This window comes from Buttiauxella sp. AC142 (assembly GCF_979253435.1).
Map to the genome: position 1 here is coordinate 336,910 of NZ_CEEDCH010000001.1, position 16,793 is coordinate 353,702.

General features: G+C 51.5%; 14 protein-coding genes and 1 other RNA gene. 9 read left to right on the forward strand and 6 right to left on the reverse strand.

Going from position 1 to position 16,793, the window contains the following annotated elements:
* Positions 1–12: 12 nt before the first annotated feature.
* From agaE to kbaZ, 4 genes are read right to left on the reverse strand one after another with little or no spacing between them, the layout of a single operon-like run.
* Positions 13–888, reverse strand: a complete 876-nt coding sequence (gene agaE / locus AC0IWZ_RS01525) for a PTS N-acetylgalactosamine transporter subunit IID (protein WP_034492993.1) — start codon at positions 886–888, stop codon at positions 13–15.
* On the reverse strand, positions 878–1,660 hold the full coding sequence (gene agaW / locus AC0IWZ_RS01530; RefSeq protein WP_471678320.1) for a PTS N-acetylgalactosamine transporter subunit IIC: 783 nt from the start codon (positions 1,658–1,660) through the stop codon (positions 878–880). The genes agaE and agaW overlap by 11 nt, the downstream gene beginning before the upstream one ends.
* Positions 1,661–1,670: 10 nt before the next feature.
* Entirely contained in the window at positions 1,671–2,144 is a 474-nt protein-coding gene (gene agaV / locus AC0IWZ_RS01535; RefSeq protein WP_034492996.1) for a PTS N-acetylgalactosamine transporter subunit IIB, read from the reverse strand.
* A gap of 18 nt (positions 2,145–2,162) precedes the next feature.
* The gene (gene kbaZ, locus AC0IWZ_RS01540; RefSeq protein WP_471678319.1) at positions 2,163–3,464 is read right to left on the reverse strand and encodes a tagatose-bisphosphate aldolase subunit KbaZ; all 1,302 of its coding nucleotides are present in this window, start codon (positions 3,462–3,464) and stop codon (positions 2,163–2,165) included.
* 251 nt (positions 3,465–3,715) lie between these two features.
* Here kbaZ and AC0IWZ_RS01545 point away from each other — a divergent pair, with 251 nt between their 5' ends.
* Positions 3,716–4,528, forward strand: coding sequence for a DeoR family transcriptional regulator (locus AC0IWZ_RS01545; RefSeq protein WP_172895640.1), 813 nt, complete (start codon positions 3,716–3,718; stop codon positions 4,526–4,528).
* Positions 4,529–4,579: 51 nt separating this feature from the next.
* On the opposite strand, the gene AC0IWZ_RS01550 is transcribed toward AC0IWZ_RS01545, so the two are convergent.
* On the reverse strand, positions 4,580–5,974 hold the full coding sequence (locus AC0IWZ_RS01550) for an MFS transporter (RefSeq protein WP_410373641.1): 1,395 nt from the start codon (positions 5,972–5,974) through the stop codon (positions 4,580–4,582).
* Positions 5,975–6,110: 136 nt separating this feature from the next.
* Here AC0IWZ_RS01550 and AC0IWZ_RS01555 point away from each other — a divergent pair, with 136 nt between their 5' ends.
* Positions 6,111–7,040: a LysR family transcriptional regulator gene (locus AC0IWZ_RS01555; RefSeq protein ID WP_172895638.1), complete on the forward strand. Its 930-nt coding sequence runs from the start codon at positions 6,111–6,113 to the stop codon at positions 7,038–7,040.
* A 50-nt stretch (positions 7,041–7,090) separates the two neighbouring features.
* Here the strand turns inward: AC0IWZ_RS01555 and garD are convergent, their stop codons facing one another.
* Positions 7,091–8,662 carry a galactarate dehydratase gene (garD, locus tag AC0IWZ_RS01560; RefSeq protein WP_471678318.1) on the reverse strand — a complete coding sequence of 524 codons (1,572 nt, stop codon included), beginning with the start codon at positions 8,660–8,662 and terminating at the stop codon, positions 7,091–7,093.
* Between the two features lie 397 nt (positions 8,663–9,059).
* Here garD and AC0IWZ_RS01565 point away from each other — a divergent pair, with 397 nt between their 5' ends.
* From AC0IWZ_RS01565 to AC0IWZ_RS01595, 7 genes are all read left to right on the forward strand, one after another.
* The gene (locus AC0IWZ_RS01565; RefSeq protein ID WP_471678317.1) at positions 9,060–10,391 is read left to right on the forward strand and encodes an MFS transporter; all 1,332 of its coding nucleotides are present in this window, start codon (positions 9,060–9,062) and stop codon (positions 10,389–10,391) included.
* 37 nt (positions 10,392–10,428) lie between these two features.
* Positions 10,429–11,199, forward strand: coding sequence for a 2-dehydro-3-deoxyglucarate aldolase (garL, locus tag AC0IWZ_RS01570; RefSeq protein ID WP_034493012.1), 771 nt, complete (start codon positions 10,429–10,431; stop codon positions 11,197–11,199).
* Between the two features lie 27 nt (positions 11,200–11,226).
* On the forward strand, positions 11,227–12,117 hold the full coding sequence (gene garR, locus AC0IWZ_RS01575; protein WP_034493014.1) for a 2-hydroxy-3-oxopropionate reductase: 891 nt from the start codon (positions 11,227–11,229) through the stop codon (positions 12,115–12,117).
* 57 nt (positions 12,118–12,174) lie between these two features.
* A complete protein-coding gene (gene garK, locus AC0IWZ_RS01580) occupies positions 12,175–13,320 on the forward strand; it encodes a glycerate 2-kinase (protein WP_471678316.1) in 1,146 nt (381 codons plus the stop codon).
* Between the two features lie 42 nt (positions 13,321–13,362).
* Positions 13,363–13,740, forward strand: an RNA gene (gene rnpB / locus AC0IWZ_RS01585) — RNase P RNA component class A.
* 104 nt (positions 13,741–13,844) lie between these two features.
* Entirely contained in the window at positions 13,845–14,942 is a 1,098-nt protein-coding gene (locus AC0IWZ_RS01590) for an AAA family ATPase (RefSeq protein ID WP_471678315.1), read from the forward strand.
* Positions 14,943–15,450: 508 nt separating this feature from the next.
* Positions 15,451–16,773: an SLC5/6 family protein gene (locus AC0IWZ_RS01595; RefSeq protein ID WP_034461318.1), complete on the forward strand. Its 1,323-nt coding sequence runs from the start codon at positions 15,451–15,453 to the stop codon at positions 16,771–16,773.
* Positions 16,774–16,793 lie beyond the last annotated feature (20 nt).

The window sequence follows — 16,793 nt, forward strand, 5'->3', positions numbered from 1 at the left end:
ACAGGGACTCATTTACAGGAAGTGGGCAAACTTCCCGACAACACCCAGAATGACCGTGATACCGATAAGGCGCAGTGGACTCCAGCCGCGGCGCACCAGTGCATACATGCACAGGGTGTAAACCAGTGGCAAAAATGCTGGCATCAGTTTGTCGATAACATCAGTTTGCAGTTTTACCACCGCATCGCCGGCGGTGATTTCAAGTGTGGTAGAGAGGCGAACGTAAGTGGCTACCAGTGCGCCAATCACCGTCATCCCCACAATAGACGCGGCATGGCCGACTTTGCGAGTGTTGGCTTTGATCAATGGGATGGCGGCCACACCCATGCGGTAGGCGTAATGTGCCAGGCCAAAACGCAGGCCGAGATGCACGACGTTAAACAGTACGATAAAGATAACCGCGCCAAGTATCGAACCTTGTAATGCCAGGCTTGCCCCGATACCGCCGCAAATAGGCAGCAGGGTCAGCCAGAACATGGCGTCGCCAATCCCGCCCAGCGGTGCACCGACGGCAATTTTCGTGCTCTGGATGCTGTTCACATCCTGCTTTGAGCGCTCCATCGCCAGGATAATGCCGATAACAAAGGTCACGAGGAATGGGTGAGTATTGAAGAATCCCATGTGACCTTTCATGGCGCGAGCCAGGTCGTTTTTGTTGGTATGGATTTTTTTCAGCGCGGGCAACAAACCGTAAAGCCAGCCGGATGCCTGCATACGTTCATAGTTAAACGACGCCTGTAACAGCATGGAACGCCATGCCACACGGTTAATATCCTGTTTAGTCAGTTCCGCACCAATACGCTGATCTTCATAGACATTATCATTTTTATCGACCTCGGCGGTGTCAGCGACGTTAACGCCTGGCAGAGTCTGTTCGTTAGATCCCATCTTCAAATTCCTCTTGCTTCACGTGTGTAGGTTGCTGCGGTGCCGGGTCTTTGCGTAAGAAATCAATCAGCGCCATGGCTAATGCTGCGGCGGCAATGGCCAGCACTGGCAGTTTCAGCCAGGCGGCAGCCACGAAGCCGATAATGAAATAAGGAATGTAGACATTCTTCATCATTATTTTCAGCAACACGGCAAAACCGATGGCTGGCATGATGCCGCCCGCCACACCGAGGCCGTCAATCAGGCGAGCAGGTAGCAAGTCGATAGCGGTTTTGGCGTGTTCCGCGCCGAAATAAATGGGCAGGAAGGCGCACAAGAAATAGAAGATACCGAGTGCGAGTAATGCCAGGTAATTCACGCGCTCAATGCCGTCGGTGTCGGCGTTGGCCGCCATGCGATCGCAGCGCGCCATCACGCCGGACATAATTGAGAACAGGAAGGTAATCCCCATTTGCACGGCCACGGCGAACGGCACCGCAACACCCACTGCGACTTCAGGTTTTACACCCGTTGTGATGGCAAATGTGGTGCCAACAATGGTGCCGATAATCACGTTAGGTGGCTGTGCACCCGCAAGTGGCGCAAGGCCCATCCACACCAGTTCCAGCGTACCGCCACATAAAATACCGGTATGAAGATCGCCAAGAATCAAGCCAACCAGCGGCCCCAGGACGACAGGGCGGTGCATATGAGTCAGGCCGTTGAACATATCCAGACCCGCAATAAAGGCCAGAATACCCAACGCTAACGCCTGTAATAAGCTAATTTCCATAGAAAATCCCTCAGAGGAGTTTGTAGAGATCCTGCGCGGATTCCGTCGGCACACCCTGAACAAAACATTCCACTCCGGCCTTTTGTAGGCCATCAAAAGCGGCAATATCCTGGTCATCTATAGAGACGGTTTTCGCGATTTGTTTTTTGCCTTCTGCGTAGTGCATGTTGCCGACGTTGATCCGCGAAACAGGCACATCACCTTTTACTAACGTCAGAAAATCATTAGGGTTTTTGCAAACCAAAAGGATCTTCTGGCGGTCGGCTGCGCGATGAATATTGTCGATAACTTTTTGCAGCGACCAGAAACGCACGGCAATTCCTTCCGCCAGAACCATCTCCATCAAATTTTGCTGTACCGTATCTTCGGCAACTTCGTCGTTAGCCACGAGGACGAGGTTTGCTCCGGAAAATCCGACCCATTGAACGCCTACCTGGCCGTGAATCAGTCGCTCATCAATGCGGCTTAATACAATGTTTGGCATGTTTTTTTCCTCTTATTATCATTGTGTTAATGGAGATTGCTGTGTGCCATGGCAGGCACAATGGTACTGATGCAACACGTCCTGGATATGGTCGATAATCAGCTCATGCGGCGTGGCCGCGATTTTTCCTTCACGGACCTTAGCGTATTGAAGTGGCAGATACTGACTGATGAGCGGCAAAGGAATAGATTCACCGGCCAGATTAGTAACAAGGTTTGAATATGCTTCGTCAATCTCACGATCCGGCCAGTAATAGCGGACGCGGTCAGAGAAGCTGTAGCCACGTGCCAGACGGCAGTCGCTGGTATTGCCGTGATAATGGTGTTTCCAGTATTCGGGCTGTTCGAGCATGACGTTTTCCAGAACTTCCCGCAGCCCTGAGCATTTATGTACCGGGCGTAGTTCATGCTCGATAGCGGCCAGTGAGAACAGCGCTTCACGGAGTGCAAAGGTCAGCGCCGGGCCGACTTTCAGAATCGCAAAGTGGTTCTGAACCAGCTGCTGCAATGCCTGCGGGGTCTGGTAGTCGGTGGAATGCGCTTCAAACACCAGGGTGTCGAACGCTTCAATCATCTGGCTCAGGAAAAGTGATTTTTCCGGCTGATAATCGATAACTTGCGTGTGGTCGAACTCAACGCCTGGCTGAACGACCAGGCCAATGATCCGCGGCCAGATATCGCTTAAACCTTGTAATTCAAAAGCGTGACGGTGAGCTTCCAGTGTGGCTTTTGCGGCCTGCGGTGTCGTCACCGCGAGTTCCGCCAGCGTTTCGTGCGCGCCGCCGGGAACCGGAACTTCAGTGCCGATAACGTAAACTAAATCGGACTCGCCGAATTTCTCAGCACAGGTTTGTTCGGCAATTTTCGCCAGTCTTGCGGCACGCATCGCAACAATAGTATCGGTCAACGGCACCGGGTCATCAGCGCAGGACATACTGCAATCGAGATGGATCTTTTTAAAACCCGCGGCGACATAGCAACGAATCAACTCATCTGCATTGCGCATGGCTTCTTCTGCGTTCAGTCCCTGCCAGCGGTTTGGGCCAAGGTGATCGCCGCCCAGAATCAGGTTTTCGCGTGGAAAGTGATACTGGTCTGCCATTGACTCAACAAACTCGCGGAAGTGTTGCGGCGTCATTCCGGTGTAACCGCCATGTTGATCGACCTGGTTGGACGTCGCTTCAATCAATAAGAGAGATTTGGCTTCTCTTGCATGGCGCATTGCCGCTTCGAGAACCATTGGGTGAGCGGAACAGACGGCAAAAATGCCACATCGTGAGTCCTGTTTATGGTCGGCCACAAACGCGGTTAAATGTTTCACTTTCCTCTCCGTATGAGTTGGGGAACTATTTGTCTTTCGATTTGTTTCATTTAATAGTGGTGTATCGTGCGATAAAAACAAAACGAAAGATAATAGAATTGCGATCTGTTTCGCAAAAGAAACATAATGAAAGCCTATTTGACACGACAACAGTGAATGCAGCAGGCGATGTAAAGGCTTGCTTTCCGCGAAAAGAAAGGTGTTAATAGGCAAAGTGAAATGAAACGAAAGGTTTTATGAAAGGATCTATTATGAGCAATACCGACGCAGCAACGGATAAGCGTGTAACAGGTACAAGTGAAAGGCGCGAACAAATCATTCAGCGTCTTCGCCAGCAGGGAAGTGTGCAGGTTAATGATCTCTCTTCATTTTTTGGTGTTTCGACGGTGACGATCCGTAACGATCTGGCTTTCCTTGAAAAGCAGGGCGTGGCGGTGCGTGCTTACGGCGGGGCGCTGGTCTGCGATTCAGGGACGGCGGCGGTTGAACCGACGGTTGAAGATAAAAGCTCTCTGAATACCTCGCTGAAACGCAGCATCGCGCGCGCGGCGGCGGATCTTATTAAACCGGGTCACCGCGTTATTCTTGACTCCGGCACCACGACTTATGAAATTGCGCGCCACCTGCGCAACCATAAAGAAGTCATCGCTATGACTAACGGTTTAAACGTGGCGAATGCATTGCTTGAAGCAGAAGGCGTGGAATTGCTGATGACCGGTGGGCATTTGCGCCGCCAGTCGCTGTCATTCTACGGCGATCAGGCCGATCAATCGCTGCAAAACTATCACTTCGACATGCTATTCCTCGGCGTTGATGCCATTGATCTTGAACGCGGTGTCAGCACGCATAATGAAGATGAAGCGCGACTCAACCGCCGCATGTGTGAAGTGGCTGAACGCGTAATTGTAGTCACGGACTCTACGAAATTTAACCGCTCCAGCCTGCATAAGATCATTGATACCCAACGGATCCATATGGTGATCACCGACGCGGGTATTCCTGAAGAGAGCCTGAAGGGGCTGCGTAAAGGCGGCATTGAAGTCGTTTTGGTGGGCGAAGCCTAATCGTATAAGCGGTGGATGGCGCTTGCGCTTATCCACCCTACTTAACTCATCTCACCCCGCCGCTAATTTATATCCCCGCAACCGACTCACACTCAGCACGATAGCTAACACCGTCGCAATCACCGCCAGCCATAGGCTGATATGTATGGCGCTGCTCTGCGCATAAATCGACATCAACACGCCAACAAAGGCAGCACCCAGGCACTGACCAAAGGTGCGCATAATCGCCAGCACGCCTGAGGCGTAGCCGCTGTTTTCGCGTGAGGCATTGGACAGCATTTCTCGGTTGTTCGGGCTTTGGAAGCAGCCAAAACCGATGCCGCATAACAGGCTACGCAGGCAGATATCCCACGCCTGAGCGTGTTCCGGGAGCATCGCCAGCAATGCCAGGCCAACCGCAAAAATACTCAAGCCAATGGTGGAAATGATCGCCGCTGAATAGCGGTCGGCAAGGCGCCCGGCATGGGGTGCGGCCAGAATGATGCCGATGGGCCACGGTGTGAAAAGCAGTGCTGAAACCAGCGCGCTGTAACCGTAAACGCTCTGAAACAGGAAGGGCAGTGCGATAAAGGTTATTCCCTGGCTGACAAAAGACGCCAAAGAAGTGAGCGCGGCCAGCGAAAATCGGGAAGAGGCAAAAATGTTGAGCGGCAGCAGCGGTTTTGTTGCGCGGCGCTGAACCCAGATGAACGCCATTCCGGTGAATATTGCGATGCCACCGTAAATCAATGCGGTTATCAGGTCGCTATTTCCCTGATGTGTAAAAGCATCGGCGGCCATCACCAGTGCGCCTAACGCAACGGCGGAAAGCACAGCTCCTGCGTAATCAAACGGTTCACGCTTTAACGCCGGATTATGTGGCACCACACGCAAGGCGAGTAGCATCGCGATAATGCCCAGTGGAATGTTAATCGCAAACAGCCATTGCCAGCTCAAAGTTGAGAGTATGGTTCCCCCGAGAATGGGCGCGATAGCGGTGCTGGTGCCTATCAATAAGGCATTGAGACCAAGGACGCGCCCTAACAGGCGGTTAGGGAAAACCGAGCGCAGAATGGCCGGGCCAATACTTAACGTGGCAGCCCCGCCAATCCCTTGTAAGACGCGCATGGCGATTAACATATCCAGTGATGTCGATAACGCACAACCCACAGAGGCGAGCGTGAAAACGCTCAGGCCAAAAGTGAAAACGGAGCGGAACCCGAGGCGGCTGGAAAGTGCGGCGAAGATCGCCAGCGTCATTGCCGCCGATAGCAGGTAGCCGTTCGCCACCCAGACGGTAGCGCCAACGGAGGCGTTAAGTGACCGGGCGATTTGCGGCAGCGCGATGTTAATCATCGAGCCGTCGAACACCACCATGGCCGCCATTGTCATGACGGCAGCCATCGCTAAACCACGCTCGAAGCCGGGTAAACCTTCATCGCCGGGTTGACTGGAAAATAACGCCATTTGTGGAAACTCTATTTTACGGGTTGATAGCGGAAATATAGCGGTGTATTAGATATGGCGGAAGGCGCAGCATTTGCACTTATAAGATGCATGAAACACCTTCTCTCATTTTCAATGACGAGTGACCATGCGGAATATGAATGAACCCGATTTGAACTTACTCATTGCGCTTGATGTGCTTCTTGCTGAAGGAAGTGTGGCGGGTGCTGCGCGTCGTTTGGGACTCAGCGCGTCGGCCATGAGTCGTACGTTAAGCCGCCTGCGCGATACTACGGGTGACCCTTTACTGGTGCGCGCCGGGCGCAATATGGTGCTCACACCTTACGCAGAGGAGATTCGGCCGCGTACGCAAAACGCAGTGTTTGAGGCCCGTGCAATTCTGCGTCCGGCAAAAGCCGCGCTCAATCTTGCTACGCTTGAGCGCCGTTTCACCCTGCGCACCAATGCGGGATTCATCGAGATTTTTGGTGCCGCGCTGATTGCGGCGGTGGCCACTGTCGCACCTTTCGTGCAACTGCGTTTTATGCCTAAACCGGAGAAAACGGCGAAGTATTTACGCGAGGGGCAGATTGATTTTGAAGTCGGCGTACTCGGGGAAATGGGGCCAGAAATTCGTATTACGGCGTTGTATCGCGACAAGTTCGTCGGCGTGGTCAGAAAGGATCATCCGCTTGAGCAAGAAAGTGAAATTACCCCTGCGAGGTATGCTGCGTTGGGGCATGTGGTGGTGTCGCGCCACGATCGCGGAATCGGCCCGGTTGATATGCTGCTGGCAGAGCTGAATTTAGAACGCAAGATTGCCGCGTTGGTGCCGGGTTTTCCTGCTGCGTTGGCAGTGGCTCAGGCGTCGGATCTGGTGGCGTTGGTGCCAGCGACTTTCTTGCTCAATCAGCCGGGGTTATATGGCAATTCCGGGGAAGCGCGGCTCCATGTTTTTGAGCTGCCGGTGAAAACCAATGAGATTACGGTGTCGTTGATGTGGCACCCGCGTTCGGAAGCCGACCCGGCGCATCGCTGGTTGCGGCAGTTGGTGTTAAAGGTTTGCCGCGAGAAAGTGCCGGGATAGCGGTTGTAGGGCGGATAAGCGTTAGCGTCATCCGCCATTTGTGAATCAAATCAGGTCACTGGTGCCGGGTTGAAAACGGCTAATGCGTTGTGAAGCCCCCACTGATCCGAGAAGGTTTTCTTACGTCCACTCGCCACATCCAAAATAAATTCAAACAACTCCCAGCCGACATCCTCAATGGTTGCTTCACCGGTGGCGATGGTGCCTGCGTTGATATCCATTAAGTCGTACCAACGGTTTGCCAGTGCGGTGCGGGTGGCCATTTTAATCACCGGGACTGCCAGCAAGCCGTATGGCGTTCCGCGACCGGTAGTGAACACTTGCACTGTAATGCCGGAAGCCACCTGCTGTGTGCCACAAACGAAATCACTGGCTGGTGTGGCGGCGTAAATCAGGCCGCGTTTGGTTGGGCGTTGACCCGGCGAAAGCACTTCGACAATCGCGCTCTGGCCAGATTTAGCAATGGAACCGAGGGCTTTTTCCACCACATTTGCCAGGCCGCCTTTTTTGTTTCCAGGAGAGGGGTTGGCGCTACGGTCGGTTTTGCCCATGTCCAGATAGTTGTCATACCATTCCATCTCTTCGAGCAGGCGCTTGCCGACTTCTTCGTTGATGGCACGTGGCGTTAACAGGTGGATGGCATCGCGCACTTCGGTGACTTCCGAGAACATCACCGTGGCGCCGCAGCGTACCAGGAGATCTGATGCGTAACCGACAGCCGGGTTAGCGGTCACGCCGGAGAAAGCATCGCTGCCGCCACATTGCATACCGACTACCAGTTCAGAAGCTGGGCAGGTTTCGCGCTGGCGTTTATTCAGATTGGCGAGATGGCGCTCGGCGACGTTAAGAATATCTTCGACCATTGATTTAAAGCCGACGTGGTGTTCGTCTTGCAGACGCACGATGCTGGCGTCGCCAACATTAATCGACTGCACGTCATCGGTGCCTTCCAGCAGGCGCTCCGGCTGCAACTTCTCGCAGCCGAGGCCAATGACCATAATTTCGCCGCCAAAGTTCGGATTCAGGGCGATGTTATGAATGGTGCGAATGGGAATGACTGCCGCAGGTGCGTTGATCGCCACACCACAGCCGTACAGGTGATTCAGCCCGACCACGCCGTCCACATTGGGGTATTTCGGCAGTAAATCACGTTCAATAATTTTGATGACGTAATCCACCACGCCTGCGACGCAATGCACGCTGGTGGTGATGCCAAGCAGGTTTTTGGTGCCGACGCTGCCATCCGCGTTGCGATAGCCTTCAAAAGTGTAGCCTTCCAGCGGTGGCAATGGCTCAGGCACTTTGGTTGCCAGTGGCAGGGTGTGAAGCGGTGGGGCTTTTGGCAATTCCACCAATGATTCGTCAATCCAGCTACCGCGTGGAATATCCCTTACTGCGTAGCCGATCACTTCCCCATAACGAATGATTTCACCGTGGGCAGGAATATCGACCAGAGCGGCTTTGTGACCTTGCGGGATATGTTCGATGAGTTCCAAACCATCCGGGAAACGCGTACCCGCTTTCAGGCCATTGTCATTAACAATAATAGCGACATTATCTGTCTCATGAACTTTTATATAAAACGACCCAGGGGGTTGTTGTTTAATTTCTATTTTTGACATTGTCGCTATTCTCCAGAATCAACCTGAATGTTAATTAAATAATTTTCTAATCGTGATTGTCTCACAAGCTAAATAAAGAATGTCAGGACACGAGAAATAAAAATGTGACGTTGATCACTTAATATCATGACGCCATATTGCATAGGGGGAGCAATCTATAAAATTGTGCAATACACCCCACAAACATGTGCATAGGTTTAACTATTAGATATTTTTAATGTTATCTATTGTGCATATGCCTAATGTCCATTTGTTCTGTGCTGGCTATACTGTGTTGCGAATGACAAACACCAGGTAAATTTCCAGAGCGGTATTATCCGAACAAATATTCGTGAGATAACGCTTTATATAAATAAAAAATCCTTGAATTAAGTACCCGCAACAGAGGATGTAGAAAATGATTTTAGATACAGCTGTGGACGCAAAAAAAGGGAAGCACACCCGCTACTTAATATTATTAATTATATTTATTGTGACGACGATTAACTATGCCGATCGCGCCACTCTTTCTATTGCGGGTACTGAAGTTGCTAAAGAATTACAGCTCAGTGCAATCTCAATGGGCTATATTTTCTCAGCTTTCGGCTGGGCTTACCTGCTGATGCAAATCCCTGGCGGATGGTTACTTGACCGCTACGGTTCGAAGAAAGTGTATACCTACAGTCTGTTCTTCTGGTCGCTGTTTACGTTCATGCAAGGTTTTGTGGATATGGTGCCGCTGGCGTATGCGGGTATTTCCATGTTCATCATGCGCTTTATGCTCGGTTTCTCCGAGGCGCCATCATTCCCGGCTAACGCCCGTATTGTGGCGGCCTGGTTCCCAACCAAAGAACGCGGTACCGCTTCTGCGATTTTTAACTCCGCACAGTATTTCTCCCTGGCACTGTTCTCTCCATTACTCGGCTGGCTGACCTTCGCATGGGGTTGGGAGCATGTGTTTACCGTGATGGGCGGAATCGGTTTTGTGCTGACTTTCCTGTGGGTGAAGTTTATTCACAACCCAACTGACCACCCTCGTATGTCTAAAGAAGAACTGGACTACATCACGAAAGGTGGCGCCGTGGTTGATATGGACCACAAAAAACCAGGTGCAGTGGTTGAAGGGCCAAAACTTCATTACATCAAGCAGTTGCTGACTAACCGCATGATGCTGGGCGTGTTCTTCGGTCAGTACTTTATCAATACCATCACCTGGTTCTTCCTGACATGGTTCCCGATTTACCTGGTGCAAGATAAAGGTATGTCGATTCTGAAAGTAGGCATGGTTGCTTCCATCCCGGCGCTGTGTGGTTTCGCCGGTGGCGTGTTGGGCGGCGTGTTCTCTGATTCGTTAATCAAACGCGGTTACTCACTGACCGTAGCTCGTAAGATACCGATTGTGCTCGGGATGCTACTCGCTTCCACCATCATTTTGTGTAACTACACCGATAGCACGGCACTGGTTGTCACGCTGATGGCATTCGCTTTCTTCGGTAAAGGTTTCGGTGCGCTGGGTTGGCCGGTTATCGCGGATACGGCACCAAAAGAGATGGTTGGCCTGTGCGGTGCAGTATTCAACGTGTTTGGTAACGTAGCGTCTATCGTGACTCCACTGGTGATTGGTTACCTGGTTTCTGAACTTCACTCCTTCAATGCGGCGCTGATCTTTGTTGGCTGTTCGGCGCTGATGGCAATGGTTTGTTATCTGTTCGTAGTGGGTGACATTAAACGTATGGAATTGCAGAAGTAATTCACTCAACGGATAACTGGATAAATAAGGGCAACAGATGAATACCAACGTTTTCCCCAATAAATTCAAAGCAGCGCTGGCAGCACACCAGACGCAAATTGGTTGCTGGTCAGCGCTGGCAAACCCTATCAGCACCGAAGTGCTGGGCCTGGCCGGGTTTGACTGGATTGTGCTGGATGGCGAACATGCGCCAAACGATATCACCACTTTTATTCCACAACTGATGGCGTTAAAAGGCAGCGAAAGTGCGGCAGTGGTTCGTGCGCCAACCAACGACCCGGTGGTCATCAAGCGTTTGCTGGATATCGGTTTCTACAACTTCCTGATTCCGTTTGTTGAAACTCAGGAAGAGGCGGCGCTGGCAGTGTCTTCAACCCGCTATCCGCCAGAAGGCATTCGCGGCGTGTCCGTTTCTCACCGCGCCAATATGTTTGGCACCGTGCCGGATTATTTTGCGCAGTCGAATAAGAACATCACGATTCTGGTGCAAATCGAGAGCCAGCAGGGCGTGGACAACGTTGATGCGATTGCCGCAACAGATGGCGTGGACGGGATTTTTGTTGGCCCAAGCGACCTGGCGGCGGCATTAGGACATTTAGGAAATGCCTCGCATCCGGAAGTGCAGCAATGCATCAAACACATCTTTGCCCGTGCTAAAGCTCACGGTAAACCGGCTGGCATTCTGGCTCCGGTTGAAGCCGACGCGCGTCGTTATATGGAATGGGGCGCCACCTTTGTGGCTGTGGGCAGTGATTTAGGCTGCTTCCGTTCAGCAACCCAGAAATTGGCTGATTCCTTTAAAAAATAACCACCACCTGAAAAGAGAGACTGAATTATGACACTGAAAGTTGGGTTTATTGGCCTGGGCATCATGGGCAAACCAATGAGTAAAAACCTCATCAAAGCCGGTTATTCACTGGTGGTTGCCGACCGTAATCCAGAGGTGATTGCTGAAATTATCGCAGCAGGTGCAGAAACTGCTGCTACCCCGAAAGAGATTGCCGAGCAGTGTGATGTGATTATCACCATGCTGCCAAACTCCCCGCACGTGAAAGAAGTGGCGCTGGGTGAGAACGGAATTATTGAAGGGGCGAAGCCGGGCACTGTGGTTATCGACATGAGTTCGATCGCACCGTTGGCGAGCCGCGAAATTAGCGAAGCGCTGAAAGCCAAAGGCATCGACATGCTGGATGCGCCAGTGAGCGGCGGCGAGCCAAAAGCGATTGAAGGCACCCTATCTGTAATGGTTGGCGGCGACAAAGCGATTTTCGACAAGTATTACGACCTGCTGAAATCTATGGCTGGTTCCGTGGTGCACACCGGTGATATCGGCGCAGGCAACGTCACCAAACTGGCAAACCAGGTGATTGTGGCGCTGAACATTGCGGCGATGTCTGAAGCATTGGTGCTGGCGACCAAAGCAGGTGTAAACCCAGAATTAGTCTTCCAGGCGATTCGTGGCGGCCTTGCGGGCAGCACCGTTCTGGAAGCGAAAGCGCCAATGGTTCTGGATCGTAACTTCAAGCCAGGTTTCCGTATCGACCTGCACATTAAAGATTTGGCAAACGCACTGGATACTTCCCACGGCGTGGGCGCGCAACTGCCACTGACGGCGGCGGTCATGGAAATGATGCAGGCGCTGCGTGCAGATGGCCACGGTAACGATGACCACAGCGCAATCGCGTGCTACTACGAAAAACTGGCGAAAGTAGAAGTCAGCAAATAAAGAGATGGGCACCTCTGGTGCCCGATTTTCTCGGCACTTTTTTGGCATGGACACACTATGAAAATCGTAATCGCACCCGACTCTTATAAAGAAAGCCTCTGCGCGGTTGATGTGGCTAAAGCCATTGAAAAAGGTTTCCGCGAAATATTTCCTGATGCGGAATATATATCGGTCCCGGTTGCAGATGGCGGGGAAGGTACGGTCGATGCCATGATCAGTGCCACGCAGGGCAGGAAAATTACCACAACGGTGACTGGCCCGTTGGGCGAGCCGGTGAGCGCCTATTGGGGAATGTCTGGTGACGGTAAAACCGCGTTTATCGAAATGGCAGAAGCCAGTGGTTTAGCGCTGGTACCGATTGAGGAACGCAACCCTCTGATTACCACGTCGCATGGAACCGGAGAGCTGATTTTACGCGCTCTGGATAACGGTGCGCGCAACATTATTATCGGCATCGGCGGCAGTGCGACCAATGATGGTGGCGCGGGCATGGTGCAGGCGCTGGGGGCGAAACTGTGCGACGCGACAGGCAAAGAGATTAGCCACGGCGGCGGCAGTTTAATGAGTTTAAACAGCATTGATGTGTCAGGACTCGACGGTCGGCTGGCGGATTGCGTGATCAACGTGGCCTGTGATGTCACCAATCCACTCATTGGCGACAATGGTGCTTCGCGCGTTTTCGGGCCGCAAAAAGGGGCCAGTGAGGCGATGATTGTTGAGCTGGACGCCAACCTTGCTCACTTTGCTGATGTGATTAAAAAAGACTTACATATTGATGTGAAAAATGCAGAAGGTGCCGGAGCCGCAGGTGGCATGGGCGCTGCATTAATGGCATTCCTCGGCGCAGATTTACGCAGCGGCGTAGAGATCGTGACCGAAGCACTACATCTTGAAGAGCATATTCACGACTGTTCGCTGGTGGTGACGGGTGAAGGGCGCATGGACAGCCAGAGCATTCGTGGCAAAGTCCCGGTAGGCGTGGCTGCGGTTGCCAAAAAGTACCACAAACCGGTGATTGGGATTGCCGGTTCGCTGACCAGTGATGTCGCTATTGTTCATCAGTACGGCATTGATGCCGTGTTTAGCGTGCTCAATAGTATCGGCACATTGGAAGACGCGCTGAAAAATGCGTTCGATAATATTTACCGTGCCTCGCGTGATATTGCAGCAACCGTTGAGATTGGGATGAACATCACTCGTTAAGCATGCGTGACATGGGGGGGCAAACCCTCTATAATCCGCGCCGAAGCTGACCAGACAGTCGCCGCTTCGTCGTCGTCCTCCTTCGGGGGAGACGGGCGGAGGGGAGGAAAGTCCGGGCTCCATAGGGCAGGGTGCCAGGTAACGCCTGGGGGGGGAACCCACGACCAGTGCAACAGAGAGCAAACCGCCGATGGCCCGCGCAAGCGGGATCAGGTAAGGGTGAAAGGGTGCGGTAAGAGCGCACCGCGCGACTGGTAACAGTTCGTGGCACGGTAAACTCCACCCGGAGCAAGGCCAAATAGGGGTTCACAAGGTACGGCCCGTACTGAACCCGGGTAGGCTGCTTGAGCCAGTGAGCGATTGCTGGCCTAGATGAATGACTGTCCACGACAGAACCCGGCTTATCGGTCAGCTTCAACCATTCAACAATAACCCCGCTTCGGCGGGGTTTTTGTTTTTGGGTTGGGATGAGCGCAAACAATTGCCATAATACGACTCCCGCCATCACCGGATCCCACACCGCCATGATCAAGTCCCTGTACATCGACAACTACCGCTCAGTGCGCAAACTCTCCATCGATCTCGGTCGCCTGAACGTCGTTTTCGGCCCGAATGGCTGCGGAAAATCCAACATTTATAAGGCGATTCACCTGATTCACGGTGCTGCAACCGGGCAGCTTTCACACTGGTTGTCAGATGAGGGTGGGATCCAGAAGGTTATGTGGGCAGGCTCCCGCGCCAAAGGCTATGCCAGCGCGCCTCGGCGGATGACGCTTGCGGTGGATACCGACGATTTCGAGTACGAATTGCAGGTCGGATTCCCAGATAAACTGCCGTATCCGACCATGTTCGATCTCGATCCTATCGTGAAAGAGGAGCAAATCTGGCTGAGTGGTTTTCGTCGCCGCCCTTCGTCATCCATTATGCATCGCCGCAACCAGGCGGTTTTTCTCAACGATGTCAACGGCGAGAAAGTGACGCATGCTGCGACGCTTTACGAAAATGAATCGTTATTTGGTCAATTGGGCGAACCGCATCTTTATCCGGAAGTCTCCAGCGCTAGAGAAACGTTACGCAACTGGCGCTTTTATCACGAATTCGACATTACTAAAGGTGCGGGTCTGCGTTTGCCGCAGGTGGGTTATCGCTCGCCCGTTTTGTCTGGAGACGGTTTGAATCTGGCCGTGGCCTTCCAGACCATCGTTGAGATTGGCGATAGCGAATTGCTGTTCGAGGTGTTGGCTGAGGCGTTTCCGGAATGCCTGTTTTTCTGTGATAACAGCAATGGGCGTTTCCAGATGATGATGCACCGGCAGGGTATTAATCGCCCGCTGGAGTCAGCTGAGTTTTCTGACGGCACGCTGCGATTTCTCTGCCTGACTGTGGCATTACTCAGTCCGCGTCCGCCACGTTTTATTGCCTTGAATGAGCCGGAAAACAGCCTGCATCCGCAGATGCTGCCTGCGCTGGCTCGCCTGATTGCCGAAGCGAGTCGTTACACGCAAATCTGGCTCACCAGCCATTCGCCTGAACTGGCGACACTTATCGAAAAACACACACCATTTACGCTCTACCAACTGGGGATTGAGAACGGGGAAACTTGCGTTAACCGTCTCTCGTGATCGTTAACTGTATGGAAATGTCTTAATAGCAGTGAAAAAATCTCAACCTTAACCTTATTGAAACAATAATCAGAGGTTCGTGCTAAAGCTCTGCCAGAGTGTGAAGTGCATCAAAATACATTTGGTCTAATGTCACAGGCTATTAACCTCGCTTGTTGCGTCAGCTCACATTGCCTTGTTGAGAATCAATTCCGCTTTAGGGAAATAATTGAAAGAAAATCTTTTAAAAACGACAAATTAAGATATTACTCAAACAGCTTTGATAATTATTTCCTACTCAAAATGCAAAACGTGAATCAAAACTGAAGATATTTCTCTGAATGGAGAATTATTTACTCTTTTATCCCGAATGTGCAGAGTGAGTAGCAAATTTTTTCTCCTCCGCTCGCGCTATTCTTTTTACATTCGAATAAGACCAGAAAACACATCTCAGGTTTTTAATGGTCTGGAAAATCACTCTGTAATTAACACTCACAATTAAAACCTACACATTAAAGCGAGCATTTTTATGGAAACAGGAAGCATTACTGCCGTTAATATTCCGGCATCGAATCGCGCAGGAATGACGGAAAGTGAATGGCAAGCCGCCACCAAATTTGACAGTACTGATGTCGGCTGGATTATTATGAGTATTGGCATGGCAATTGGGGCGGGAATAGTTTTCTTACCCGTTCAGGTTGGATTAATGGGATTATGGGTTTTCCTTCTTTCCTCGATAGTCGGCTACCCAGCCATGTATCTGTTTCAGCGTTTATTTATTAATACGCTGGCGGAATCCCCGGAGTGTAAAGATTACCCGAGCGTAATAAGTGGTTATTTGGGTAAAAACTGGGGGATATTATTGGGTTTACTCTATTTCATTATGCTGGTTATCTGGATGTTTGTTTACTCCACGGCCATCACTAATGACAGCGCCTCTTATTTACATACCTTTGGCGTCACGGAAGGGCTGCTATCGGATAATCCCTTCTACGGCCTGGTGCTGATTTGTATTCTGGTCGCCATCTCATCGCGCGGTGAAAAGCTCTTATTTAAAGTTTCAAGATACATGGTGCTAACCAAGCTTTTAGTCGTCGCCGCACTGGGTGTTTCAATGGTCGGGATGTGGCACTTGTATAACGCAGGCACGCTGCCGCCAATGGGGTTGCTGCTGAAGAATGCGATTATTACGCTGCCCTTTACGCTGACGTCTATTCTGTTTATCCAGACGCTTAGCCCGATGGTTATCTCGTACCGTTCTAAAGAAAAATCACGCGAAGTGGCTCGTTTTAAAGCGCTGCGTGCGATGAATATCGCTTTCGGTATTCTGTTTGTGACCGTGTTCTTTTATGCCGTCTCTTTCACTCTGGCGATGGGGCATGACGAAGCGGTAAAAGCGTATGAACAAAATATTTCAGCGTTGGCTATTGCCGCCCAGTTTATTAACGGAAATGCCGGTGCATGGGTCACAGTGGTCAGCGTGATATTAAATATCTTCGCTGTTATGACCGCCTTCTTTGGGGTTTATCTCGGGTTCCGTGAAGCCACCCAAGGTATCGTGATTAATATTCTGCGTCGCAAAATGCCTGCGGAAAAAATTAATGAGAAATGGGTGCAGCGCGGAATTATGGTTTTCGCCATATTGCTGGCGTGGAGTGCGATTGTACTGAATGCCCCGGTATTAAGTTTTACCTCAATCTGTAGTCCAATATTTGGCATGGTAGGGTGCTTAATTCCAGCGTGGCTGGTCTATAAAGTCCCGGCATTGCATAAATATAAAGGTGTCTCACTGGTCATTATTGTTATCACTGGCCTCTTATTGTGTATTTCTCCATTCCTTGCATTCTCCTGAGTGCGGGCGTGTGTTTTCTG

Excerpts from the sequence above, each read along its gene's own strand:
- agaW (WP_471678320.1), bottom strand. The coding sequence starts at position 1,660 with ATGGAAATTAGCTTATTACAGGCGTTAGCGTTGGGTATTCTGGCCTTT.
- AC0IWZ_RS01555 (WP_172895638.1), top strand. The coding sequence starts at position 6,111 with ATGAATGAACCCGATTTGAACTTACTCATTGCGCTTGATGTGCTTCTT.
- garR (WP_034493014.1), top strand. The coding sequence starts at position 11,227 with ATGACACTGAAAGTTGGGTTTATTGGCCTGGGCATCATGGGCAAACCA.
- AC0IWZ_RS01550 (WP_410373641.1), bottom strand. The coding sequence starts at position 5,974 with ATGGCGTTATTTTCCAGTCAACCCGGCGATGAAGGTTTACCCGGCTTC.
- AC0IWZ_RS01595 (WP_034461318.1), top strand. The coding sequence starts at position 15,451 with ATGGAAACAGGAAGCATTACTGCCGTTAATATTCCGGCATCGAATCGC.
- agaE (WP_034492993.1), bottom strand. The coding sequence starts at position 888 with ATGGGATCTAACGAACAGACTCTGCCAGGCGTTAACGTCGCTGACACC.
- garL (WP_034493012.1), top strand. The coding sequence starts at position 10,429 with ATGAATACCAACGTTTTCCCCAATAAATTCAAAGCAGCGCTGGCAGCA.
- AC0IWZ_RS01545 (WP_172895640.1), top strand. The coding sequence starts at position 3,716 with ATGAGCAATACCGACGCAGCAACGGATAAGCGTGTAACAGGTACAAGT.
- AC0IWZ_RS01590 (WP_471678315.1), top strand. The coding sequence starts at position 13,845 with ATGATCAAGTCCCTGTACATCGACAACTACCGCTCAGTGCGCAAACTC.
- AC0IWZ_RS01565 (WP_471678317.1), top strand. The coding sequence starts at position 9,060 with ATGATTTTAGATACAGCTGTGGACGCAAAAAAAGGGAAGCACACCCGC.
- garD (WP_471678318.1), bottom strand. The coding sequence starts at position 8,662 with ATGTCAAAAATAGAAATTAAACAACAACCCCCTGGGTCGTTTTATATA.
- agaV (WP_034492996.1), bottom strand. The coding sequence starts at position 2,144 with ATGCCAAACATTGTATTAAGCCGCATTGATGAGCGACTGATTCACGGC.
- garK (WP_471678316.1), top strand. The coding sequence starts at position 12,175 with ATGAAAATCGTAATCGCACCCGACTCTTATAAAGAAAGCCTCTGCGCG.